Genomic DNA, 25213 nt, shown 5'->3' on the forward strand with positions numbered 1-25213 from the left:
CAGAATGCCTACATCCCGGTTCGAATGGCTTCAACCGGATCCAGATTTGCAGCGGAGATTGCCGGCAATATTCCCGAAATTAAACCGATAAATGCGGCGAGAGTGGTTCCTAAAATTATATTCCCGAAACTAAGAACAAATTCAAAATCAAGCACTTTTGTTAAGACCAATGCAATTCCCCAAACCATCACCAAACCTATTATCCCACCAATAACCGAAAGAATTACTGCTTCAAACAAGAACTGAAATAAAATAAATCGGTTTTTAGCGCCCAGTGATTTCTGAATTCCGATTAAATTGGTTCTTTCTTTTACAGATACAAACATAATATTGGCAATTCCAAAACCACCTACCAAAAGAGAAAATCCACTGATAATCCACCCTACAACATTCATCTGTCCTAAAATTCCATCTATAAAATCGGTAAATCCGGAAAGTACATTAATAAAGAAATTATCTATTTCTCCGGCTTTCATACCACGAATAGCTCTTATTTTTTGTGCCACCTGTGCCTTATAAGCATCCATATCTATCCCTTTTACAGGCTTTACAACAATTACAGGTGTCATGGCATCACTATCACCATACATTCGGCGTAAAAAATTAGCCGGCAAATAAACCGATGTATCATTACTGTCTCCAAAAAAACCTGCTCCTTGTTTTGCAATTACACCAATTACATTAAAACGTTGTCCGTACAAACGGATACTCTTCCCAATGGGATCACTTGTACCGAAAAGCCCTTCAGCAATTTCGTAACCCAAAACAATAACAGCCGCACCGGAATTCGACTCAGATTCGGTATAAAATCTTCCTTTATCAAAACTTAATCCTTCAATATTTACAATTTCATTCGACGACGGGATAATATTTACATCACTTACGGTTTTTGAATCGTATTTTAAACTTTCGTGTTTCACAAAAAGCTGATATGCTACCTGATCCGTATTGGTCAATGAATTTTTCAGCCCTACATACTCATCATATTTCACATTTGGAAACTGATCTCTTTTCCATTGTGGAATTTCAGAAGGTCCAAAACTAAACTTCATTAAATAAATTGTATTTTTATCTAAGCTACTCAAATCTTTAGAAATTTTACGATCTAAAGAATCGACCGCCGCCAAAACAGCAATAATCGAAAAAATTCCGATCGTAACCCCTAATAACGACAACAACGTTCGCAGTTTATTATTTCGCAGCGCATTTACGGCAAAACCCAAACTTTCTTTTAATAATCTTAGATAAACAAGCATATAGTCGTATTTTTCAATAAAGTAAAATTCAATAATTTAAAATCAAAAACCTAATAAAAGTTAACTTACTCATCAGTAGATTTTTTTAGCATAATGTTACATTAATTTTCTTTAAAATAATATATAAAAAAACTACTTTTGCAGTCTCAAAAATCATAACTACACGATGAGCACAACTAAAACAATACAATCGGCATTAATCTCTGTTTTTTCAAAAGACGGTTTAGAGCCAATCGTTAGAAAATTACACGAACAAAATGTAACACTTTACTCGACCGGAGGAACCGAAGATTTCATAAAAAACCTTGGTATTCCTGTTGTTCCTGTTGAAGACATTACTTCTTTCCCTGAAATTCTTGGAGGAAGAGTAAAAACACTTCACCCGAAAATCTTTGGTGGAATTTTGAACCGTCAGGATAACGAAAGTGACGTTCAGCAGATGAAAGAATTCGATATTCCTCAGATTGATTTAGTAATCGTTGATTTGTATCCGTTCGAAAAAACAGTTGCCTCAGGTGCAAGTGAGCAGGATATTATTGAAAAAATTGACATTGGCGGAATTTCTTTGATCCGTGCCGGTGCAAAAAACTTCAAAGACACTGTAATTGTTGCTTCGGTAAACGAATACAGCCTGCTTTTAGATTTGATTACAGAACAAAATGGAGCAACTACTCTTGAAAACAGAAGATTATTGGCTACCAAAGCATTCCACGTTTCCTCTCACTACGACGGAGCTATTTTTAACTATTTCAACACTGACGAAACCATTTACAAAGAAAGTATTGCAGATGGTCAAGTTTTAAGATACGGTGAAAATCCTCATCAAAAAGGATTCTTCTTTGGCGATTTTGATGCTATGTTCAAAAAAGTTCACGGAAAAGAATTATCATACAACAATTTATTAGATGTTGATGCTGCAGTAAACTTAATTAATGAGTTCAAAACTGACGGTCCAACATTTGCCATTTTAAAACACAATAACGCTTGTGGTTTAGCTTCAAGAAAAACAATTAGTGAGGCTTATTTAGCAGCGCTGGCTTGTGATCCAACATCTGCTTTTGGCGGAGTTTTGATTGCAAATACTAAAATTGATGTAGCAACAGCAGAAGAAATCAACAAATTGTTCTGTGAAGTAGTAATCGCCCCAAGTTATGACGAAGAGGCAATTACAATACTACAAGAAAAGAAAAACAGAATCATTTTAATTCAAAATGAAGTTGAATTACCAACAAGACAAGTAAGAACATGTCTTAACGGATTGTTAATTCAGGACAGAAATAATATTACAGATACTAAAGAGCATTTAAAAACCGTTACTATTACTGAGCCTACAGCTGAAGAAATAGAAGATTTGATATTTGCTTCAAAAATTTGTAAAAACACCAAATCAAATACAATCGTATTTGCTAAAAACGGAACATTAATTTCGTCAGGAACAGGTCAGACTTCAAGAGTTGACGCTTTAGTTCAGGCAGTTGACAAAGCAAAAGCTTTTGGATTTGATTTAACCGGCGCTTCGATGGCAAGTGATGCATTTTTCCCATTTCCGGATTGTGTAGAATTAGCCAAAAAAGCAGGAATAACTGCTGTTATTCAGCCAGGAGGCTCAATAAAAGACGAATTAAGCATAAATTATTGCAATGAAAACAATCTTGCAATGGTATTTACGGGAACACGTCATTTTAAACATTAATTTGTTTAACTTTGTTCAAAATAATTTATAACATTTTAAACCCCTAAAAAACTTATGGGATTTTTTGATTTCATGACCGAGGATATTGCGATAGACCTTGGTACCGCAAACACTTTAATCATACATAATGATAAAGTTGTTATTGATAGTCCATCGATCGTTGCACGTGATAGAATATCAGGCAAAATCATTGCTGTTGGTAAGGAAGCCAATATGATGCAAGGTAAAACGCATGAAAACATCAAGACCATAAGGCCTTTGAAAGACGGTGTAATTGCTGATTTTGATGCTTCGGAAAAGATGATCAACATGTTTATCAAAAGTATTCCGGCATTAAAAAAACGCATGTTTACTCCGGCTTTAAGAATGGTGGTTTGTATTCCATCCGGTATTACCGAAGTGGAGATGAGAGCGGTAAAAGAATCTTGTGAGAGAGTAAACGGAAAAGAAGTTTACTTAATTCACGAGCCAATGGCAGCAGCGATTGGTATTGGTATCGATATCATGCAGCCAAAAGGAAACATGATTGTTGATATTGGAGGTGGTACTACAGAAATTGCCGTTATCGCATTAGGTGGAATTGTGTGTGACAAATCTGTAAAAATTGCAGGTGACGTTTTCACAAATGATATTGTTTATTACATGCGTACGCAACACAACCTTTTTGTTGGAGAAAGTACTGCAGAGAAAATAAAAATTCAAATTGGTGCCGCAATCGAAGATTTAGACGGACCACCGGAAGACATGTCAGTTCAGGGTAGAGACTTACTTACAGGGAAACCAAAACAAGTAGATGTTTCTTACCGTGAAATTGCAAAAGCACTTGACAAATCGATTCAGCGTATTGAAGATGCGGTAATGGAAACATTATCTCAGACTCCGCCGGAATTAGCAGCCGATATTTACAACACAGGTATCTATTTAGCTGGTGGTGGATCGATGTTAAGAGGTCTTGACAAACGTATTTCGCAAAAAACAGATTTACCTGTTTATATTGCTGAAGACCCGTTAAGAGCTGTTGTTCGTGGAACCGGAATGGCACTTAAAAACATTACAAAGTTCAAAAGTATCTTAATCAAATAAGATCCATAATAACAATCAATATATTTTCTCGGAGCCAAATTTAAACATTTGGCTCTGATTAAATTTGAAACCAAAAGCATATCCTGAAACAAAATAACCACACAAGAAATGCAGCAAATTTTTAATTTCATTATAAGAAACAGTAATCGATTGCTGTTTTTGCTGCTTTTAGGTATTTCGTTGGCACTCACAGTTCAGTCTCATTCTTACCACAGAAGCAAAATAATCAGTTCTGCCAATTTTCTAAGCGGAGGTGTTTATGAAAGAATCAATCGCGTAAATGAATATTTAAATTTAAGAACTGAAAATGACGAACTTGTACTTGAAAACGCAAGATTAAAAAGTCTATTATTCAACAAACAAGACACCACAAAACTACCTTTGGCAGACAGTGTAAAAGGAGTTAAACCTGCGGATATTATTGTTTCAAAAGTAATTCACAACTCCTATAACACACATGAAAACTTCATCACGCTTAACTCAGGAGCAAATGATGGCGTTAAACCGGATATGGGGGTAATCAATAGCTTAGGAATTATTGGTATTATTGATGACACATCACCAAGATATGCGACTGTTGTAAGTATTTTAAATACAAAATCTCAAATCAATGCCAAGATTAAAAAGTCAAATCATTTTGGATCATTGACCTGGGACGGTAAAAGCACCGGATTTGCACAGTTAAAAGATGTTCCGAGATTAGCTTCCATCAGAAAAGGTGACACCATCGTAACCGGAGGACAATCGGTAATTTTCCCTGAAGGAATCAACATTGGAACGGTTGACAAGATCTATATTGAGAAAAACACAAGTTACTACGTTATAAATGTTAAACTGTTTAACGATATGACCAACTTGGGACACGTATACATCATCAAGAGCAAGGACAGAGAAGAACTTATTAATTTAGAAAACAAGGAGAAAAATGAATAGCGCTTTGTTACTCAATATTTTTCGATTTATTATGTTACTAGCAATTCAGGTTGTTATTTTCAATAATATGAATTTTTTAGGGTACATAAGTCCCTTCCCATATATCTTGTACATTATTTTGTATCCGGTAAACAGCAACCGAACAGGTTTAATTGTTTCGAGTTTTTTACTTGGAATTATCATGGACATGTTTTGTAATTCAGGAGGAATTCATGCAGCAGCCTGTCTTGTACTGGCTTATTACAGACCTTATATTTTTAAATTCTCGTTTGGACTTAGTTATGAATATCAAACTATTAAACTAAATGATTCTTTAACTCCCGAACGGTTTTCATTTATTCTAGTTTCTGTTGTATTACACCACATCGTGTTATTTATTCTCGAAGCTTTTCAGTTTAAATTTATTCTGGACGTTTTGCTCCGAACTTTATTTAGTTCGATCTTTACCATAATCACCTCAATTATCATAATTTACCTTATTAAGCCTAATAAACGATGAGAAAAGTTTTGCTGCCCTCTTTAATTATTATTGCAGCATCCTTGCTAGTGATCAGGATCTTTTATTTGCAGATTATCGATGATTCGTTTAAGTTAAAATCCGAAAATAATGCCATAAAGAAAAAGTATGACTATCCGGAAAGAGGTTATATTTATGATCGACATGGAAAATTATTGGTTGCCAATCAGGCTTCTTATGACATCATGGTAATTCCGAGAGAAATCAAAGAAGACCTTAATATTCCTGAATTCTGTACTTTATTAAACATTACCAGAGAAGAGTACGATAAAAGAATTGCCAAGGCCAAGGTATACAGTCCAAGACTGCCTTCGGTATTTTTAGCACAGCTGAACAAAAATGAATTCGCCGCTTTTCAGGAAAAAATTCGAAAATATGAAGGCTTTTATTTTCAAAAGCGTTCTCTTCGTGACTATGAAGTAGATTACGGTGCCAACATCTTTGGCTTTATCACACAGGTAAACGAACGACAAATTGCCAAAAACCCTTACTACAATAGCGGAGATTTAATTGGAAAACAAGGTGTTGAAGAAAGCTACGAAGATATCCTTAGAGGTATTAAAGGTGTAAAATACATTCAGAAAGACAAATACAATAGAGAAATTGGCTCTTACAAAGAGGGTAGATACGATACTATCGCCGTAGCGGGAGAAGACATCAACTTAACAATTGATGCCGAGCTTCAAAAATACGGAGAAGAGTTAATGATCAATAAAAGAGGAGGAATTGTCGCTATCGAACCTAAAAGTGGTGAGATCTTGGCATTAGTAACTGCTCCTTCTTATGATCCCGGAATTTTAGTTGGAAGACAACGATCTAAAAATTATACCCTTTTATATCACGATTCGATTGCAAAACCATTATACGACAGAGGACTTTTAGCAGAGTACCCTCCCGGTTCTCCGTTTAAAATTCTTACCGGTCTGGTTGCTTTACAGGAAGGTGTTATCAACGAGCAGACCACTTTTATGTGCCACCACGGATTTAGCTATGGTAGAGGCCGTTTTATGAAATGCCACGGTTTTGGTCCTCATCAATTACACAATGGGATTTACAATTCCTGTAACACCTATTTTGCACAATCTTACATGCTAACCATTAACAAGTATAACAATCCTGCTAAGGCGGTAGATGTGTGGAGTGATCACATTAAAAGTTTCGGCTTGGGACAATTCATGGGCTATGACCTGCCAACAGGTAAAAGAGGAAATATCCCAACATCAAAAACATATAAAAGAATTTATCCTAACGGAGGCTGGAGAAGTACAACCATCGTATCAAATGCTATTGGTCAGGGAGAAGTTCTAATGACTCCTATCCAACTAGCCAATATGATGGCAACTGTCGCCAATCAGGGATACTATTATACCCCTCACATCATTAAAAAGATCGAAGGAAAGAAAATTGATGCAAAATTCACCACTAAACATGTTACCACAATTGACCAAAAATATTTCCCGCCAGTCATAAGTGGTTTATTTGATGTGTATAACAAAGGAACAGCTTATGCCCTTAGGGTAGAAGGCATTGATATTTGCGGAAAAACAGGTACGGCAGAAAATTTTGCAAAAATTAACGGTAAAAGAACACAGCTTAAAGATCACTCTATATTTGTGGCTTTTGCACCAAAGGATAATCCAAAAATTGCAATTGCAATTATGATTGAAAATGGAGGATTTGGAGCTACAGTTGCGGGTCCGATTGCCAGTTTAATGATCGAAAAATATCTGAGACATAAAATCACCAGGACCGATTTAGAAACAAGGGTTTTAAACAAAAGCTTAGCCAGCGAGTATGCAAAACTAGGCGGTATGAACGAAGCCAGTGCCATTGAATCTACACCAAAAGATTCTACTTTAAAAGCTAAAATTGTTCCCGTTAAACCGGTGACACCTAAAGCAGAAGTTAAAAAAACAGTATCAGACACCACTAAAAAGAACTAACAAAGATTATTTCAAATGAAAAATCAAAGTGTAAAAAATAACATTGACTGGATAAGCGTTTTTATCTACATTTCGTTGGTGATATTAGGGTGGCTGAACATCTATTCTTCCTCTTTATTATCAACCGAAGGAACTTACCAAAAGCAATTAATCTTTATCGGATGTACCATTCCTCTGATTTTTGTGGTGCTTTTTGTAGATGGAAAGTTCTACGAGAAATATGCGACTATTATTTTTGGCGTTTCACTTTTGTCCTTAGCCGGTTTATTCTTATTCGGAAAAACTATTGCCGGGCAAAGATGTTGGTACGCTATTGGCAGCTTCACTTTGCAGCCATCTGAGTTTGCCAAAGCAGCCACTTCATTGGCATTGGCCAAATATTTAAGTGACACACAAATCAACCTGAAAGACACTAACAGGCAGCTTCAGGCTTTGGCTATTGTATTTTCACCTGTATTATTAATTTTACCTCAACCCGATCCGGGAAGTGCTTTAATTTATAGTATTTTCATCATTGTTCTGTATAGAGAAGGACTACCATCCTGGTACGTATGGACTGGATTCATTACCATTCTATTATTTGTATTAACACTCGTTCTGGAACCTTATGTAGTTATTTTAATTGCCTTAGGAGTTTTAACGATCATACATTTCAAAGGCAGGGTGGTTGATAGAAATATTATCTTAAGCGGTATTCTTTTAGCTGTTATGTCTGCTTTTGTTTTCTCTGTAGATTATGTTTTCGATAATGTTTTTAAACAGCACCACCGTGACCGTTTTAATATCTTATTAGGAAAAAGTGTTGACATGAAAGGTATTGGATACAACACCAATCAATCTGAAATTGCTATTGGATCCGGGGGATGGATTGGAAAAGGTTTCCTTGAAGGAACTCAAACCAAAGGAGGATTCGTTCCTGAACAACACACCGATTACATCTTCACAACCGTTGGTGAAGAATGGGGTTTTGCAGGATCTCTAGTGGTAATCTTGCTTTTTGCCGGTTTATTTCTGAGAGTTATTTATCTGGCTGAAAGACAAAAAACAAAATTCAGCAGGGTATACGGGTATTGCGTTGCCGGAATTTTGTTTATACACTTCTTTGTTAACATTGCCATGGTTATTGGAATTTTCCCAACAATTGGGGTTCCTTTGCCTTTCTTTTCTTATGGAGGTTCCGGACTCTGGGGATTCACAATTTTACTGTTTATCTTCTTAAAAATGGATGCCAATAAGGTAAATGAATGGTAGTTTTCTTAAAGGTGCTAAGCTTCTGAGGTGCTAAGATGCTAAGTTTTTTTTAGTTCATAGGCTCAATGATTTCTGGAGTTGATATTTAAGTAGCATTTCATTTCTCACATCTTACGACTCGCATTTTACATTTCACAAAAGAAAAACATATTACATAAAAAAAGTCCGAAACTTAATTGCTTCGGACTTTTTTATAGATTTTATTTGAATTATATCTTTTCGCTTGGTCTCTTTTTAAAGAGTTTTATCAATACAGGGAATGTAGATATGATTACAATTATAATAATGATGTATTCGATGTGATGTTTTAAATCTATTCCTTCTTTCAAAAACACTCCATACAGGTAATGTCCAGCGAAGATCAGTATAAACGACCATAAGAAAGAACTTAAAACATTAAAGAACATAAATTTCTTTTTATCCATAGAAACTATTCCTGCCACAATAGGCGCGAATGTTCTGAAAATTGGAAGAAAACGTGCGTAGATAATTGCTTTTCCACCGTATTTCTCAAAGAAGTCTTTTGATTGCAATAAATATTTTTTCTTGAACCAAAAAGAGTCTTCTTTTTTAAACAAATAATAACCGCTTTTGGCACCAAACCAATATCCGGTCATATTTCCTAAAACTCCCATTATAGCAACCAGAGTCGAAAGTATAAATACATTAAGAAAATCTGTTGGTATATCAACAACATTCTGCATTAAGTCACGACTGTAGATACCTGCTAAGAAAAGTAAACTGTCTCCCGGGAGAAAAAATCCTGCAAAAAGTCCTGTTTCAGCAAAAACTATAAAGAGAACAATAAATAAACCAATTTGAACCCCTCCAATGCTTAATGTTATATAAAATTCAGGGTTGATTAATTGAGTCCAATCAAAATTATTCATAAATGCGCTTGGTTATATTTATAAGGTGGTGAAATTAACAATAATTTGCTTCAACCACAATTAAAAGCCATATTTTAAAGATAAATTAACTATTAAAAGCCCGGATACAAACCCGGGCTCTTTTGTTTTTTATTCTCTTACATATTTGCAGCAGGAATGTAGATTATCATAATCAGCATCCGTAGCTTTAACCTCTTTAGTATCATGTCCTACCTTAGCGATAACGGCATTTAAATCTGCCGTAGATGATTTTTCTTCGTTCAAAATCACCGCAAGCTGATGCGTATTAATATCCCAAACCGCCGATTTTACACCCGGAACACTAAAAGCTGCTTTTTCAATACGCTTTTTGCATTGCTCACAAGTACCATTTACTTCTGTTGTATACTTTAAATTCTTGTTCTTTTTAGTTTGAGCCTGAGCTGAAAATCCTAAAAAAGTTATTAGTGCAATTAAAATTATCCTGTTCATCTTGTTTATTATTTAATGTTATTTTTTTTATGTTATGTGTGAAATGTTTTATGTGAGATGTAAGGTGATTGCATAAAATTTTTGTGTTTCCACAATTCACATTTTACAATTCATATTTCACATCTCAGATTTTTACCTCTATTTTATCTTAAAACGCAATCCCGCGTAATACATCTGTCCAAAAATAGGAGCATACGCAACAGACGCATCAAAATTAGGACCAAATGGATCTGAAGCTCCTAAAATGGCTTTTTGCTGTTTGTAATTTCCAATATTCTCTCCTCCTACATATACTTCAAAAACAGAAGAAAAAATTCGCGTTACCTGAGCATTCATCACCGCATACGAAGGTGAAAAATCAGGAAATTGATCCGCAACAGGATTTGATGCTGTATAAGGCAATTGTTGTTTTCCGGACCAGTTAAATGTATAATCAAATTTCCATTGCTTACCATCATTTACTTGAGTTTCGTATTCCAAATTCCCCAGAAAACGATGCTTCGCCTGTAAAGGTCGCTGAAAAGTTCCTCGCAAATAATCCGTTTGAATATCGTAATATTTATAAGCCGTTCTTAAATTCAGGTTATGGATAAATTCGAAATTAAATTCCAGCTGAAAGCTATTGGCAAACGAACTTCCTTTCAGATTATAAAACAAAACATTCTGCGGACTCTGCATCAAATCCACAACGGCCTGATTTTGAAAATCGGTACGATAGAAATCAAATCCAACTTCAGCATTTTTATTAAAAACACGGAATTTCTGAGAAAAACTCACTCCATAATTCCATGCGATTTCCGGATTCAATCCATAAATTTTTCCACCTTGATCTAAAATTGAAAACGTTCTGGAACTCGCAAAAAGCTGTTGATTTTCGGCAAAGATATTAGCCGAACGTTTCCCTCTTCCGGCAGAAACACGAAGCACTCCAAACTTCCAGGGATTGTATCGCATGTGTAAACGTGGCGTAACAAACAACCCCAATCGATTGTGATTGTCTACCCTGCCTCCTAAAATCAAACTAAAATTATCGGCATTGTCATAAGTATACTCAAAAAATGCACCAACAGAATTATCAATTCGGCTGTAATCATTTGCATTTACAAACTCCTGATACTGATCGTAGGCAAAATTTAAACCTGTAGAAAACTTATGCTTTGTATTGTTAATAATCGAATTGAAAATTAAATTTGAATAATAACTATTTTGTCTGATATCATAAAGATTCAGACCAAAGTAAGAGTTTTGATTATGGGTATTAAAAGCATTCTGAAAACCGATACTTTGATACGGCATATCTTTAAAGACATATCCAATTTTTGTAGAAACATCAAAACGTTCTGTGTTGATTTCTGAACCCCAGTGATTTTTTGTTCCGCGATCTGTATCCTTATCAAAATCAAGTTCTCCAGTCTGTTTTTTATCATTCATATACCTGAAATTGATAAAACTTACTAAACCGCTATCAGGATTGTAATATTGGTAACGGTTCAAAACATTAATCTGTTTTCCCAACGGATTATCCAAAAAACCGTCGTCGTTCATATCGTTCTTTGCTACACGCGCATTACCATGAACAAACAAACTTGTCGCCCATTTATCCGACAATTTTCTATTAAAATGGGTATTCAACTCAAAACGTGCATCTGTAGAGCCATAAGCATTTAAGAAAAACGGAATGTCGTTTAATGGTTTTAAAAGTTCCGTATTAATCTGTCCGGAAATGCTCTCATAGCCATTGATAACACTCCCTGCTCCTTTTGTAATCTGAACACTTTCGATCCATGTTCCCGGGGTAAACGATAATCCGTAAGCTTGTGAAGCTCCGCGTACAGAAGGAAGATTCTCTTCGGTGATTAATAAATAAGGGCTTGTTAAGCCAAGCATTTTAATTTGTTTGGTTCCGGTTAAAGCATCCGAAAAATTCACATCAATCGAAGGATTTGTTTCGAAACTCTCGGCCAGGTTACAGCAGGCTGCTTTTAATAACTCCTTGCTGGTGATAACAGTAGTATTGGATGTAAGCGTATAGGATTTTTTTATTCCTTTTTGCTTTTTTGTGATTTTTACTTCCTGCAGATCTTCTTGCGAAAACGCAGACACGGATAGCAAAAATGCCACAAAAAGCAGTATACTTTTTTGCATAAAAAAAAATGATTTAATGTTAAATAGAAGGCTGTTTCTATAGAATTTCTTCAAAAGGAGAAATAAACAAACAGCATAGCGCAAGCCAAAAAGGCCTGGATCTAAACATTAAAATCAGGAATAAAAAATATACTGGTGATACAACTTAAATAAAGGAGGTGCATTGGCATCCGAATAATAAGAAATAACCTGATTGCTTTTGAAATTTACAATTCCAAGAAAAGCAATCGGCTGATATTCCTGAACTGCCATAGGAAAGGCAAACTGAAAGAAGAAAAACTTTAAAGTAGCATCATCTGATTTCTTTTCAAAATGAACTACTTTGTCTTTACAGCAAGATGATTTTTTTTCAGAGGTTCCGCAACAATTCTTTTCCGGAGCTGCTGCTGTTGTATTCAATGAAACCGAAGCGATCTCTCCACCACAATAGTGCACATCAAAAGCAAACCCAATATTGGAGACCAATAATAGGAAGGCCAAAAATAATCCGGTACACTTTTTTAGTTTCATACTGCAAAATTATTTAAAAGACTCCAGAAAAGACTGAATAAAGTATTATTTTTTTAAATTTTGCTGCTGATAATAAAATGCAGGAATAAATAACAACACAAATATGGGCTGAATAATGAACCTTCGCACATAAAAAAGAAGCCAGTTTCCTTCTGCAAAACATTCAAGAACGACAAAAAACATCCCCAAAAGTATCACAGCAAAAAACACATACAGCAACAAACTAAACTGAAGCATATCCCGATCCTGAAACAAAACATAGATCAATGCCAAAGACAAAATAGTGTTCAGTACATAACGGAGTAACAAATTCAGAAAAAGAGTAAAAGTTTTCACCTCGGGAAAAGGCAAATTTTTAAAATCACCGTCAAAATAATCCAAAAACGGATCATAGAACAGCTGATTTTCAAAAGCTCTGATAACTGCAAAACACAATACAATCGCAACCGCTATTATTAATTTGGACTTATGTTCGAGGATTCTACTTAGCATACTTCGAAAATTTGTTTACCCAAATAATCCACAAAAGAAAAACGAAACCATAAATAATCAAAGGAAACAAAGTTCCGTGCAGGAAATGATCCTGTTCCGGAAAACGAAACAATAAAACAACCAATATTGCAATTCTCGCTACATTTAAAACATAAATAGAGAAGATTCCAAACACTATAAACAACAAAGTGGCTCTGAACTTTCCGGAAAAAGCAAGTACAAAAGCAACAAACAAAATCATAACGCTTACCGCATTACAGCCTTCAACAATCCGAACGGAATAGTGCTTATTGTACCAAACCTCCATCCAGGAATCAGTAAGGCTTTTATGAATCTTGATATCACAATTAAACCCCTGCATCAATTGTTCGACATTTCGCCCTACAGTGTTGGTTATCCCATCGATTTCATTTGGTCCAAAACCGTTTAGATAAAACTTATATAACAAGGTGAGCCCAATATAGGCTGCAAAAAAAGTGCCTATAAAAATAAGGAAGGGTTTAAACTGTACGAGATATTTTTTCAACGAAATTTTTTTTCAAATTTATGTATTTTTTGAGTTTAGCTTTAAATACTTTTGTATAAAATCTTAACATCATGACATTTCAAGAATTACAACCAAAAATAAGCACTATTGTTTCTGACACCGTACTAGTTAGAGACGAAAAATTATTAGCAATCTGCCAGTTATTAAACGAGAATATCGAATACTATAATTGGGTTGGTTTTTATTTTGCTAATCACGAGAACAAAACCTTACACTTAGGCCCGTATGTCGGAGCTGAAACTGATCATACGGTTATTCCTTTCGGGAAAGGAATCTGCGGTCAGGTAGCCGAAAGTAATGCCAATTTTGTAGTGCCGGATGTTGCGGCGCAGGACAATTATATTGCCTGCAGCTTTACGGTTAAATCTGAAATTGTTGTTCCGTTATTTGTTGATGGAGTAAATATTGGTCAGATTGATATCGACAGTCATGTTATAGATCCGTTTACAGAAGCTGACGAACGATTTTTAGAATTCGTAAATCAGGAAGTTGCCAAACTGTACTAAAAATAATACATTCGCGTAATTTTCTTTTTATTAAATTCCATGAAACTAATTTTACGCGTTTTCTTTTTCTTTATAATTTCAGCAAAATTATTTGCTCAAGCCCCTGCGTCGGCTAATAAGTTAATTTATCTCGACTCTTTGTGGACACCTGGTACCCCTGAAAATTATAAGTATACACGTCTTATTGAAGACTATTATTCTGAAAAGAAATCCTATGTCTACCAAGACCATTATAAATCCGGGGCAATAAAGTATATTGCAAATACTACAAACAAAGACGTCATTATAAATGAAGGGCAAGCTGTCTCTTATTATGAAAATGGCAACAAAAAATCTTCCGTGTCTTACGTTAACTCAAAAAAAACAGGGAAAGAATTCAATTGGTATGAAAACGGAAACCTGAAATCGGAACTTGAGTATTCTGACTATAAAAAAGGAGAGGTTGATTTTAAAGTTAACAACTACTGGACTCCTAATAAGGAACAAACTGTAACTGCAGGAAATGGCAAAGTTGAAGACACTAGTTACGATATTGAGCAAAGCGGCATCATAAAAGACGGTTTTCCTGATGGTATATGGAAAGGTAAGAACCTAAAATCCAAATACATTTTTACAGAGCAGTATGAAAATGGCAAATTAATCTCCGGAAAGAGCATTGATTCTTTAAACATTGAACACCGTTACAAAATCATAAGCGAAAAACCTCTTCCGAAAAACGGTATTGATTCATTTTACAGACATTTTAGCAGCAAAATGGTTATCCCCGTGGATATAAGAAACAAAGTGTCCGAAAAAATATACATGACTTTTATAGTAGATGAAACTGGAAATCTGGTAGATCCAAAAGTAATAAAAGGTGTTGGTTATGGATTAGATGAAAATGCAATTCAGATAATTAAAGAAGCTAAAAAATGGAATCCGGGCTTAATTAGAGGGATACCTGCAAGGATTCTATACAAACTACCCATTACAATTGTAAAAAACGGACGATAAAATTCGTTTTTCCAAAAAAAAGTTCTAATTTTGCACCCGTCTTACAAAAGTTGTATGACATACATAAAAATCATTAAACAATATTGGAATGTATTTAACTAAAGAAAAGAAAGAAGAGATTTTCGCACAACACGGTGGTGCAACAAACACTGGAAGCGCAGAAGGTCAAATTGCATTGTTCACTTACAGAATTTCACACTTAACTGAACACTTGAAAAAAAATCGTCACGATTACAACACTGAGCGTTCACTTGTACTATTAGTAGGTAAGAGAAGAGCTTTGTTGGACTACTTGAAAAAGAAAGAGATCAACAGATATCGTGAGATTATCAAAGTATTGAATATCAGAAAATAATCAATATAGAAAAGAGGTGCGAGAGTGCCTCTTTTTGTTTTTACATTACAAGCATTTTATAAGAAAAAAAGTTTGGTTTTTCATTGGGTTTTAGAACAATAACTACACACAACAACAACTACAACACAACTAAAACCCATTGTATAATCAAAAAGGAAAAATTATGATTCCACAATTATTTGTAGAAAAAATCGATTTAGGTGATGGCAGAAGCATCACAATCGAGACAGGACGTTTAGCAAAACAAGCAGACGGTTCTGTAGTAGTAAGAATGGGCGACACGATGATTCTTGCAACAGCAGTTTCAGCTCGCACTTCAAACCCGGGCGTTGATTTTTTACCTTTAACGGTAGATTATCGCGAAAAATTTGCAGCAGCAGGTCGTTTTCCAGGTGGTTTCTTTAAAAGAGAAGCTCGTCCAAGTGATAGCGAAGTATTGACAATGAGATTAGTTGACCGTGTTCTACGTCCGCTTTTCCCAGACGATTACCATGCTGAAACTCAGGTTATGATTCAATTAATGTCTCATGACGAAGAGGTTATGCCGGACGCTTTAGCTGGTTTAGCGGCATCTGCAGCATTAGCTGTTTCAGATATCCCTTTTTATAACTTAATTTCTGAAGTACGTGTTGCACGTATCGACGGAAAATTGGTCATCAACCCAAGCAGAGAAGAATTAGAAAAATCTGATATCGATATGATGATTGGAGCTTCTATGGATTCTGTGGCAATGGTTGAAGGTGAGATGAAAGAAATTTCAGAAGCCGAAATGATCGAAGCTATTAAATTTGCTCACGAAGCTATCAAAGTTCAAATTGAAGCTCAATACCGTTTACAAGCTGCTTTTGGTAAAAAAGAAATTCGTACTTACGAAGGTGAGAAAGAAAACGAAGAAATTTACAAAAAAGTAAAAGCTGCTGCATACGATAAAATTTATGCTATTGCAAAAGTTGGTTCTGCTAAACACGAAAGAGGAGCTGCATTTGCTGAAGTAAAAGAAGAAGTAAAAGCTTTATTTACTGAAGAAGAATTGGCTGCTGATGGTGATTTAGTTTCTAAATACTTCTACAAAACAAACAAAGAAGCTGTTCGTAATGTAGTTTTAGAATTAGGCGTTCGTTTAGACGGAAGAAAAACAACAGATATCAGACCAATCTGGTGTGAAACTGATTACTTACCAAGAGTTCACGGATCTTCATTGTTTACACGTGGAGAAACTCAGGCGTTAGCTACAGTAACTCTAGGAACTTCAAGAGAAGCTAACCAAATCGATTCTCCATCTGAACAAGGTGAAGAAAAATTCTATTTACACTACAACTTCCCTCCTTTCTCAACTGGTGAAGCAAAACCTCTAAGAGGAACTTCAAGAAGAGAAGTAGGTCACGGTAACTTAGCTCAGAGAGCTTTGAAAAACATGATTCCAACAGATTGTCCTTACACTATTCGTGTGGTTTCTGAAGTATTAGAATCTAACGGTTCTTCTTCTATGGCAACCGTTTGTGCCGGAACAATGGCTTTAATGGATGCAGGAGTTCAAATGGTAAAACCGGTTTCCGGAATTGCTATGGGACTAATTACTGATGGAGAGAAATTTGCTGTATTATCAGATATTCTAGGAGATGAAGATCACTTAGGAGATATGGACTTTAAAGTAACCGGAACTGCTGATGGTATTACTGCTTGTCAGATGGATATCAAAATTGACGGTTTACGTTACGACATTATGGAGCAGGCTTTAAGTCAGGCTCGTGATGGACGTTTACATATCTTAGGCAAATTAACTGAAACTATTGCTACACCAAGAGCTGACGTTAAAGCGCATGCACCAAAAATCATTACCAGAACTATTCCTGGAAACTTTATTGGAGCATTAATCGGACCTGGTGGAAAAGTAATTCAGGAATTACAAAAAGCTACCGGAACTACTATTGTAATCAACGAAGTTGACGAACAAGGTGTAATCGAAATCTTGGGTACAGATCCTGCCGGAATTGAAGCGGTATTGGCAAAAATTAAGTCAATTACCTTCAAACCACAAATGGGAGAAGCTTACGAAGTAAAAGTAATTAAAATGTTAGATTTTGGAGCTGTGGTAGAATATACTGCTGCACCAGGAAATGAAGTTTTATTACACGTTTCTGAATTAGCATGGGAACGCACTGAAAACGTAACTGATGTTGTAAACATGGGTGACGTATTCCAAGTGAAATACTTAGGTGTTGATCCAAAAACTAAAAAAGAAAAAGTGTCAAGAAAAGCGCTTTTACAAAGACCTCCACGTGAGGAGAAAAAAGAGTAATCAGATCTTAGTTTACTAAAGGTTTATTCATAGAAAACCCCAATTCATGCATTTGAATTGGGGTTTTTCGTTTTTATGACATTTTCTAACTAAAATTTCCCTTGATTACTAGAAAAATCACAAAAAAACACGACAAACCTTACATTTATATGTGAAAATAAAATATCTTTAACACACCAAAAAAACAGATTAATAATCCTTAAAACACCACTATGAACTTCAACGTTACCCAAATCACAAGAATTAATCAGCAAGATTTTGTATTTTCAGACAAAAGCAATCTTACTTTCCCAATCCCTCCCTTAGCCTCTTCACAACTTTACAGAAATCAGGGAGTCCTTACCTTAAAAATATGTGCTACCGTTTACATCAACTCTAAAGATTCAGCTGCCCCAGCAGTTCGTACACTAATAGAAAACGATACTAATATCGAAGTTTATTTTGACTATACATGGGATGAAAGCACACCAGATACCTATGATGTTTGGTATGTTGAAATCGATTATATTTCTGACAGAATTAGCCAAATTACATCTGTTACATCTTATTTAAGAAATCTGGACCCTGAAACTTCTAGAGGAACTACAACACAAGTAGACAACTAGCGGACTAATACTCACATCGCTTATATTTTCTAAATTAAGCGATGTTTCTTTTTCTTTCATTACAATTCTTAATTTATATTATGCTAAAAATTAGATTTTTTATCACTATATTTTTGTTGTACCTTCCAAACCTACATTATTCTCAAGTAAAACCAACCTTTACCACATTAAATACAGTAATTGAAGAAGAAACAAACGAATTCCAAAGAGAAATCGATTTCAAAAAGGCAAGATCATTCTTCGTAAAAAAGGAATGGGACTCTACTTTAACTTATTCTATTCGGGCACTATCAACCACAAAAAATAAAGAGATAATTAATTATTGTCATTTTTTTAGAGGCTATTGTTTTAGAGAAAAAAGAGTTTTTAAAGAAGCTCAAAAAGAAATGCTGTTAATATCTCATGATTTCAAACTTTATCCATTTGTAAATATAGACTTAGGGAAAATTTATTTAGAACTAAAAATATTTAAAAAGGCGATCCACCACTTTAATGAAGCAGAAAAAAAACCACTCCCTCATAATAAAGATTACAAAATTAGCGTGATTTATTCAAATCTAGGGATTTGCTATTTACACCTTAATGATTTTATCACCTCAGAACATTTTTTCTTCAAGAGTCTAAAGTTAAAAGAAAAAGAAAAAGACTTAATTTCTCTTAATGGATTATATACTAACATTGCCAATTTGTATTATATGCAATACAAAGATCAACAGGCCATTCCATACTTTGAAAAAGCTTATGCATTATCAAAACACATAAACCATTTTGAAACAAAAAAAAATGCAGCACAAAACATGTCCGCAGTTGAAGAAAACAGAGGGAACTACAAAAAAGCTTTAGAATACAGAAAAGAATCTGCTCAATGGAAAGACTCCTTAAATAATCAGAATAAAATTTGGGCCGTTGCCGATCTTGAGAAAAAATTTGCAGTTGAACAGAAACAAAAGCAAATTAAAGTTCTTGAAGTCGAAAACAAACTTAAAAATGCACAGCGTAACGGTTTATTTTTTGCCGCTGTTGGGCTATTATTGATTTTAACGGCAGGAGTTTATCTCTACGCTCAAAAAGTAAAAAACGGCAAGACGATTTTGCGCCAAAAAAACAAACTTGATGAATTAAACGCTACCAAAGATCAGTTATTTTCGATTGTCAGTCACGATTTGCGCTCGTCTGTTAATGCTTTAAAAACCAGCAACACTAAATTATCTTCTACACTGGAAACCAAAAACTATGACGAATTAAATCATCTAATAATCCAAAACAGCACTATCGCAAATGGCGCTTACACTTTGTTGGATAATTTGCTGCATTGGGCCATGTTACAAACCAAACAGTTGTACTTTCAAAAAGAATCCATTCACTTGTACTCTATCGTTCAACAAATTGAACACAACTACAAACCTTTGCTTCTTGACAAAGCCATTACTTTTGAAAATTCGGTCTCAAAAAATAGTTTTATCTTTGTAGACCTCGATTCGTTAAAAATTGTACTTCGAAATTTATTAGACAATGCTATTAAATTCTCGAATGAAAATAGCAAAATCAGCTTTTACACCCAGGAAACTAACCCTGATTTTTGTGAACTTGTTATTCAGGACAATGGTATAGGAATGAGTGAAAGCACCATTCAGGAATTACTCGCTGACAATGCTTTACTTGCCAAAAAAAACAACACTGAAATTATAGGTACCGGTTTAGGTTTGCAGCTATGTAAACAAATGATCAAAAAAAATGGCGGAACACTAGCCATAGAAAGTGAACTCCATGCAGGAACTAAAATGATTTTGACTTTCCCAAAAACAAAAAACAATGGATAATATTCATGTATTAATTATAGAAGACACTCCTGAACAAAGCGATGCCCTGCGTAAAGTACTGCTTCAGAACAATTATAAGGTTGTAGGCATAGCAACTAATTTTGCTGATGCGTTAAAACTCTTTTACGAAAATACCATCGACATTATTATTATTGATATTTTCTTAGACGGGAAACCGGAAGGAATCACATTTGCGGAATCGATTAACATTATTCCAAATGCAGCAAAACCGTTTGTGTTTTTAACCAGCTCGCAAGACCGTCAAATTTTTGAAAAAGCCAAGCTTACAAAACCGTTCAGCTTTTTACTAAAACCTTTTAATGAATTGGAAATTCTTTATGCTATAGAAATGGCTGTAGAAAAGTTTTATGCTCAAACCGAAGTTTTCCAGACTGAAGAACAAGATACTGTGATTAGCAACGACTACTTATTTATAAAAAAGAAGAACTCCTTAAAAAAAGTAGCATTAAATGATATCCTTTATATTGACGTTGAAGAACGTTATTGCAATATCATAACCGAGAAAGAAAAATTCGTAATTCTTATCTCTTTGACAAAAATCAGCAATCTGTTGGATAAAAACAGATTCATAAAAACGCATCGAAATACAATTGTAAACACAAATAAAATTGAAGAAATTATTCTCGCCGATAATCTCATTATTTTAAAAGGCGATCACAAAATAAATCTTAGTGATACCTACAAAGATTTCATAAAAAAGATGAATATTTTGTCATAACAACAGTAAGACGAAAAAATAAAAACTCAGCAAATCCTCTCTATCCGGGAGGATTTTTTTGTTTTAAAAGAAGAATACCCTCCCACAGGGTTAGTAAAAAATTTCATGACAAAAAATTCTGCTTTCATGACATTTTTAATTTCCTTCCCGCAAATCGAAATTACTTTTACACCAAGAAATCCAAATTATAAAATCTAAATGAGAATTGAATTAAACAGACCATCGGACATGAAGCTTTTATCTATATTAAAAAAAATAAAAAACAACCCCTGGGTTGGCGTAACTGTCTCTCTTCTCTTTATCATTCCTTGTTTATATAAAATTCTGGACGACATCACCGTTTTCAGAATCGAATATCTTTTGTTAGCCGTCGCATTTCCGATCTACATCAAATCACTTAAAAAAATATTTGATGACATTTTAGATACCTCAGATGATTTTTCAGATTAAAAAATAAATTTTGCCCCAATTTTATCGAGACACTTTGGCTTAATCTTTTTAAGCCTGAGTGTTTTTTTTTTATTTTAAGACAGGACAGATTTCCAAACTCAATAATACCGCATAAATCACTCGTTTTTTAAGTCAAAAAATAACAACCTTATTAAAATTTAACAAAAAGACCATTGTTGTTAACATTTTTTTGATATTTTTGAAGAGCTATAAACCAAAAAATCAAAACCACCAATCCTTTGAAGAAAAACCAAATAAAAGGTCAATATATATTTTTATTGGTCTTATTCTTAAATGCATACATAATTTACGGGCAAACAAACAACGAAATCTTAGTATACAACTGGTTTGACAAAAATCTGGGTGTAGAATCGTTAGAATTTGAAAATGGACCCGCCCATTTAAACTTCGACAAAACAGTCAACAACGAAAACCGGTATTACATTTCCGAAGATTTCAGAAAAGGAAGTATGCAGTATAATAATCAAAATTATTCTGATCTGTTACTCAACTACGATACTTATACCGACGAATTGGTTATAAAACCGTATGGTGAGCTTAACACCACTAAAATTAATCTCTTTACCCAAAACATCAGTTACTTTAAAATAGGCAATGATAAATTTGTTCATTTAGACGTTCCGAATTCAACCACTTTCAGGAAAGGATACTATGAAGAAGTTCCGGTGGGAAACAATGTTATTCTATACATAAAACACTCTAAAGAGAAGAAAAAAAGTAATAAAGCCGAAGTTGATTTAATAGGATATACAGACAGAAAAGAATTCATCCTTTTAAAGCAAAACAATTTTTATCCTATAAATGATAAAAAAGAGATCATAACTTTATTTCAGGAGAATAAAAGAAAAATAAATGATTTTTATCTGATGTATAGAAATCTAAGAAAAGAAGATGCAGCATTATTTATGAAAAACCTCCTCAAGTACATAAATAACTAAAATCTGTAGCAATTATCCAAATGAGAATATTTACCCTTCTTTTATTATTTTTCGGTTTTAATCAATGTATTTATTCACAAGATCAAAAGATTAGTATAAATTACAACAACATCAATCGGATTGAAGTTCTAAAAAAAATAGAGGCTTCTACAAATTATAAATTCTACTTTCAAAAGGAATGGATAGACAACAACGTATTAATATCCGGAGATTACTCTAATAAAGCCATACAGGATGTACTAAGCAAAATCTTTGAAGACACTGATCTGAATTTCTTTATTACCAAAAACAAAGTCATTCTGACCAAGAACAGTATCATCTATGACAAATTTCAAAATGATAAAGTTAAGGCCGGCAATATTCCTATCTTTTTTCAACAGTATGATTCTGTAAAAAAGAACAAAACAGATCAGGCTGCCCCTATTGCATTAATTGGAAAGGAATCCATCGATTCTGAGACTGACTTTTATACCATTTCAGGCTATATAACGGACCTAAAAGACGGTAAACCTCTTGCTGACATAACGGTAAAAGCAAAAAATACCACCGCAACAACCGTTACAAATGCTCAGGGATTTTACAGTCTAAAACTACCTGTTGGATTAGCAACAATCGAAATCGAATCATTACTGTACAATAACACCGCCCGTAAAATAATGATTTACAGTGACGGTACTTTGGATTTTCCGATAATTGAAAAAATAAATCAATTAAAAGAAGTTTTGGTAAAAGGAAAAAACAGTCAAAATATAAGAACTGCAATAACAGGAGTTACAACAATTGAAGCCGAAGGCGTAAAAACGGTTCCTCTCGTTCTGGGAGAAAGAGATGTTCTAAAAATTGCCCTCACCATTCCCGGAATAAAAACTGCAGGAGAAGGCTCTTCAGGATTTAATGTAAGAGGAGGAAAAGAAGATCAAAACCTAATGTTGTTGGACAACGGAACAATATACAACCCTGCTCATCTTTTTGGTTTTTTCTCTTCTCTAAACCCTTACACCATCAATAAAGTTGATATTTACAAAGGAGGCATACCATCTGAATTCGGCGGCAGATTGTCATCGGTTTTTGACATTACTTCTAAAAACGGAAACACAGAGAAATTTTCGGGTGAAGGAGGAATTGGTCCGGTTACCAGTAACCTTACCGCTTCGATCCCTGTTGTAAAAGGAAAAGCAAGTTTATTATTGGGAGGCAGAGCCACTTACTCGGACTGGATTCTAAAAACCTTAGACGATGAAAATCTCAAAAACAGTCAGGCTTCTTTTTATGATTTGTTTGCAAAATACAGTCACAAAATAAACAAAAACAATACTGTTGAGGGCACCGCCTATTACAGTAAAGATAAATACAGCATCACTCCTGACTCGTTATATCAATACAGCAACCGTTTGATTTCTTTGAAATGGAAACATGCTTTTAATGAAAAAAACAACAGTGAACTTAATGTCTCCAATAGCGAATACAAATTCAGTATCGATTACGAATCTGTTAATCCTGAATCTTTTATTTTCAAATACAAAATAAACGAAACTCAGGCAAGTCTTAAATTCAATAGTGAACTGAACAGTAAGCATAAATTTACTTATGGAATATCAAGCAAATTATACAACGTTAGTCCTGGTGAGCTCAATCCTAATGGAGAAACTTCGATAGTGACTCCTATAAAAGTAGATAACGAAAAGGGATTGGAATCAGCGCTATTTTTCTCTGATAAGTTTAAAATTACCGAAAAACTATTGTTAGATGTTGGAGCACGATACTCCTTATACGCGGCTTTAGGAGCATCTACACAGAAAATTTACAAAGAAGATGTACCTAAGACTCCTTCAACAGTTATAGAAGAAAAAACGTATGGTAATAATAAAGTAATTACGACTTACGGAGGTTTTGAACCAAGGCTTGCTTTGCGCTATATATTTGATGAAAGTCTATTTGTAAAAGCCGGTTTCGATAAAAACTACCAATACATCCATTTGTTAACCAATAACACAACCCAATCGCCTACAGATACCTGGAAGTTATCTGATTTGAATGTAAAACCGCAAAGCGGACTACAGTATTCTCTTGGGATTTTCAAAAAACTGGATTATAAAGATATTGAGTTAAGCCTGGAAGGATACTACAAAACTTCTAAAAATATACTCGATTACAAAGTTGGAGCCAACTTACTTTTAAACAAGGATCTTGAAACGGAATTACTTCAAGGTAATGGAAAGGCATACGGTGTAGAGTTTTTACTAAAAAAATCAACCGGAAGACTTAATGGCTGGCTGGGGTACACTTATTCAAGAACCTTTATAAAACTGGACAGCAAGTTTAACGATGAAAAGGTAAACAATGGTGCCTACTTTCCAACTAATTTCGATAAGCCGCATGATGTAAGTATTGTCATGAATTACAAATTTACACACCGCTATAGTTTTTCTTCCAATTTTGTATATCAAACCGGAAGACCAATAACCTATCCTATCGGAAAATACAATTACAATGGTGCCGAATACACATTGTATAGCGATCGTAACAAATACAGAATACCGGATTATTACAGACTAGACATAGGATTAAATATTGAAGGCAATCATAAGATAAAAAAATTAGCACACAGTTTCTGGAACATCTCCATTTACAATGTGCTGGGGCGTAATAACCCTTATTCTATCTTTTTCGTAACAAAAGAAGGCCAGGTAAAAGCCTATCAAACCTCTATTTTCTCTGTTCCGATACCAACAATTACCTATAATTTTAAATTTTAA

General features: G+C 34.4%; 23 protein-coding genes. 16 read left to right on the forward strand and 7 right to left on the reverse strand.

The window, feature by feature from the left end:
• Window positions 1–8: 8 nt before the first annotated feature.
• A complete protein-coding gene (locus BHE19_RS03205) occupies window positions 9–1256 on the reverse strand; it encodes an ABC transporter permease (protein WP_070905909.1) in 1248 nt (415 codons plus the stop codon).
• 166 nt (window positions 1257–1422) lie between these two features.
• On the opposite strand from BHE19_RS03205, the gene purH reads away from it, so the two are divergent.
• From purH to rodA, 6 genes are all read left to right on the forward strand, one after another.
• A complete protein-coding gene (gene purH / locus BHE19_RS03210; protein ID WP_070905910.1) occupies window positions 1423–2949 on the forward strand; it encodes a bifunctional phosphoribosylaminoimidazolecarboxamide formyltransferase/IMP cyclohydrolase in 1527 nt (508 codons plus the stop codon).
• 54 nt (window positions 2950–3003) lie between these two features.
• Window positions 3004–4032 (forward strand): rod shape-determining protein, encoded by a 1029-nt coding sequence (locus BHE19_RS03215; RefSeq protein ID WP_017498379.1) that lies wholly within the window; start codon window positions 3004–3006, stop codon window positions 4030–4032.
• Window positions 4033–4140: 108 nt separating this feature from the next.
• Window positions 4141–4965 carry a rod shape-determining protein MreC gene (mreC, locus tag BHE19_RS03220; protein ID WP_017498380.1) on the forward strand — a complete coding sequence of 275 codons (825 nt, stop codon included), beginning with the start codon at window positions 4141–4143 and terminating at the stop codon, window positions 4963–4965.
• A complete protein-coding gene (locus BHE19_RS03225) occupies window positions 4958–5464 on the forward strand; it encodes a hypothetical protein (RefSeq protein ID WP_026110182.1) in 507 nt (168 codons plus the stop codon). The genes mreC and BHE19_RS03225 overlap by 8 nt, the downstream gene beginning before the upstream one ends.
• The gene (gene mrdA / locus BHE19_RS03230) at window positions 5461–7425 is read left to right on the forward strand and encodes a penicillin-binding protein 2 (protein ID WP_070905911.1); all 1965 of its coding nucleotides are present in this window, start codon (window positions 5461–5463) and stop codon (window positions 7423–7425) included. The genes BHE19_RS03225 and mrdA overlap by 4 nt, the downstream gene beginning before the upstream one ends.
• 15 nt (window positions 7426–7440) lie before the next feature.
• Entirely contained in the window at window positions 7441–8676 is a 1236-nt protein-coding gene (gene rodA, locus BHE19_RS03235) for a rod shape-determining protein RodA (protein WP_070905914.1), read from the forward strand.
• A 209-nt stretch (window positions 8677–8885) separates the two neighbouring features.
• On the opposite strand, the gene BHE19_RS03240 is transcribed toward rodA, so the two are convergent.
• The 6 genes from BHE19_RS03240 to xrtF all read right to left on the reverse strand — a co-directional run bounded on the left by BHE19_RS03240 (window position 8886) and on the right by xrtF (window position 13710).
• A complete protein-coding gene (locus BHE19_RS03240; RefSeq protein WP_017494825.1) occupies window positions 8886–9566 on the reverse strand; it encodes a DedA family protein in 681 nt (226 codons plus the stop codon).
• Window positions 9567–9695: 129 nt separating this feature from the next.
• Window positions 9696–10037: a heavy-metal-associated domain-containing protein gene (locus BHE19_RS03245; protein WP_017494824.1), complete on the reverse strand. Its 342-nt coding sequence runs from the start codon at window positions 10035–10037 to the stop codon at window positions 9696–9698.
• Between the two features lie 138 nt (window positions 10038–10175).
• Window positions 10176–12182, reverse strand: coding sequence for a TonB-dependent receptor plug domain-containing protein (locus tag BHE19_RS03250; RefSeq protein ID WP_070905916.1), 2007 nt, complete (start codon window positions 12180–12182; stop codon window positions 10176–10178).
• Window positions 12183–12296: 114 nt separating this feature from the next.
• Window positions 12297–12692 carry an HYC_CC_PP family protein gene (locus tag BHE19_RS03255; protein ID WP_070905918.1) on the reverse strand — a complete coding sequence of 132 codons (396 nt, stop codon included), beginning with the start codon at window positions 12690–12692 and terminating at the stop codon, window positions 12297–12299.
• Window positions 12693–12737: 45 nt separating this feature from the next.
• Window positions 12738–13184 (reverse strand): exosortase F system-associated membrane protein, encoded by a 447-nt coding sequence (locus BHE19_RS03260; RefSeq protein ID WP_070905920.1) that lies wholly within the window; start codon window positions 13182–13184, stop codon window positions 12738–12740.
• Window positions 13174–13710, reverse strand: coding sequence for an exosortase family protein XrtF (gene xrtF / locus BHE19_RS03265; RefSeq protein ID WP_017494820.1), 537 nt, complete (start codon window positions 13708–13710; stop codon window positions 13174–13176). Before xrtF ends, BHE19_RS03260 begins: the two co-directional genes overlap by 11 nt.
• Window positions 13711–13781: 71 nt before the next feature.
• Between xrtF and BHE19_RS03270 the strand changes: the two genes are divergently transcribed.
• From BHE19_RS03270 to BHE19_RS03315, 10 genes are all read left to right on the forward strand, one after another.
• A complete protein-coding gene (locus tag BHE19_RS03270; protein WP_070905922.1) occupies window positions 13782–14237 on the forward strand; it encodes a GAF domain-containing protein in 456 nt (151 codons plus the stop codon).
• Between the two features lie 39 nt (window positions 14238–14276).
• Window positions 14277–15230 carry an energy transducer TonB gene (locus BHE19_RS03275; RefSeq protein WP_070905923.1) on the forward strand — a complete coding sequence of 318 codons (954 nt, stop codon included), beginning with the start codon at window positions 14277–14279 and terminating at the stop codon, window positions 15228–15230.
• An 88-nt stretch (window positions 15231–15318) separates the two neighbouring features.
• Window positions 15319–15585, forward strand: coding sequence for a 30S ribosomal protein S15 (gene rpsO, locus BHE19_RS03280; protein ID WP_007804772.1), 267 nt, complete (start codon window positions 15319–15321; stop codon window positions 15583–15585).
• Window positions 15586–15748: 163 nt separating this feature from the next.
• Window positions 15749–17884, forward strand: a complete 2136-nt coding sequence (locus tag BHE19_RS03285; RefSeq protein ID WP_070905925.1) for a polyribonucleotide nucleotidyltransferase — start codon at window positions 15749–15751, stop codon at window positions 17882–17884.
• Window positions 17885–18096: 212 nt separating this feature from the next.
• A complete protein-coding gene (locus BHE19_RS03290; protein WP_070905928.1) occupies window positions 18097–18489 on the forward strand; it encodes a hypothetical protein in 393 nt (130 codons plus the stop codon).
• Between the two features lie 80 nt (window positions 18490–18569).
• Window positions 18570–20309, forward strand: a complete 1740-nt coding sequence (locus BHE19_RS03295; protein WP_070905930.1) for a tetratricopeptide repeat-containing sensor histidine kinase — start codon at window positions 18570–18572, stop codon at window positions 20307–20309.
• A complete protein-coding gene (locus tag BHE19_RS03300; protein WP_017494813.1) occupies window positions 20302–21048 on the forward strand; it encodes a LytR/AlgR family response regulator transcription factor in 747 nt (248 codons plus the stop codon). Before BHE19_RS03295 ends, BHE19_RS03300 begins: the two co-directional genes overlap by 8 nt.
• A gap of 198 nt (window positions 21049–21246) precedes the next feature.
• A complete protein-coding gene (locus BHE19_RS03305) occupies window positions 21247–21498 on the forward strand; it encodes a hypothetical protein (RefSeq protein ID WP_070905932.1) in 252 nt (83 codons plus the stop codon).
• A gap of 239 nt (window positions 21499–21737) precedes the next feature.
• A complete protein-coding gene (locus BHE19_RS03310) occupies window positions 21738–22457 on the forward strand; it encodes a hypothetical protein (protein WP_070905934.1) in 720 nt (239 codons plus the stop codon).
• A 20-nt stretch (window positions 22458–22477) separates the two neighbouring features.
• Window positions 22478–25213 (forward strand): TonB-dependent receptor, encoded by a 2736-nt coding sequence (locus BHE19_RS03315; protein ID WP_070905936.1) that lies wholly within the window; start codon window positions 22478–22480, stop codon window positions 25211–25213.

Origin of the sequence: Flavobacterium tructae (genome assembly GCF_001853485.1) — a bacterium.
Taxonomy (GTDB): Bacteria; Bacteroidota; Bacteroidia; order Flavobacteriales; family Flavobacteriaceae; genus Flavobacterium; species Flavobacterium tructae.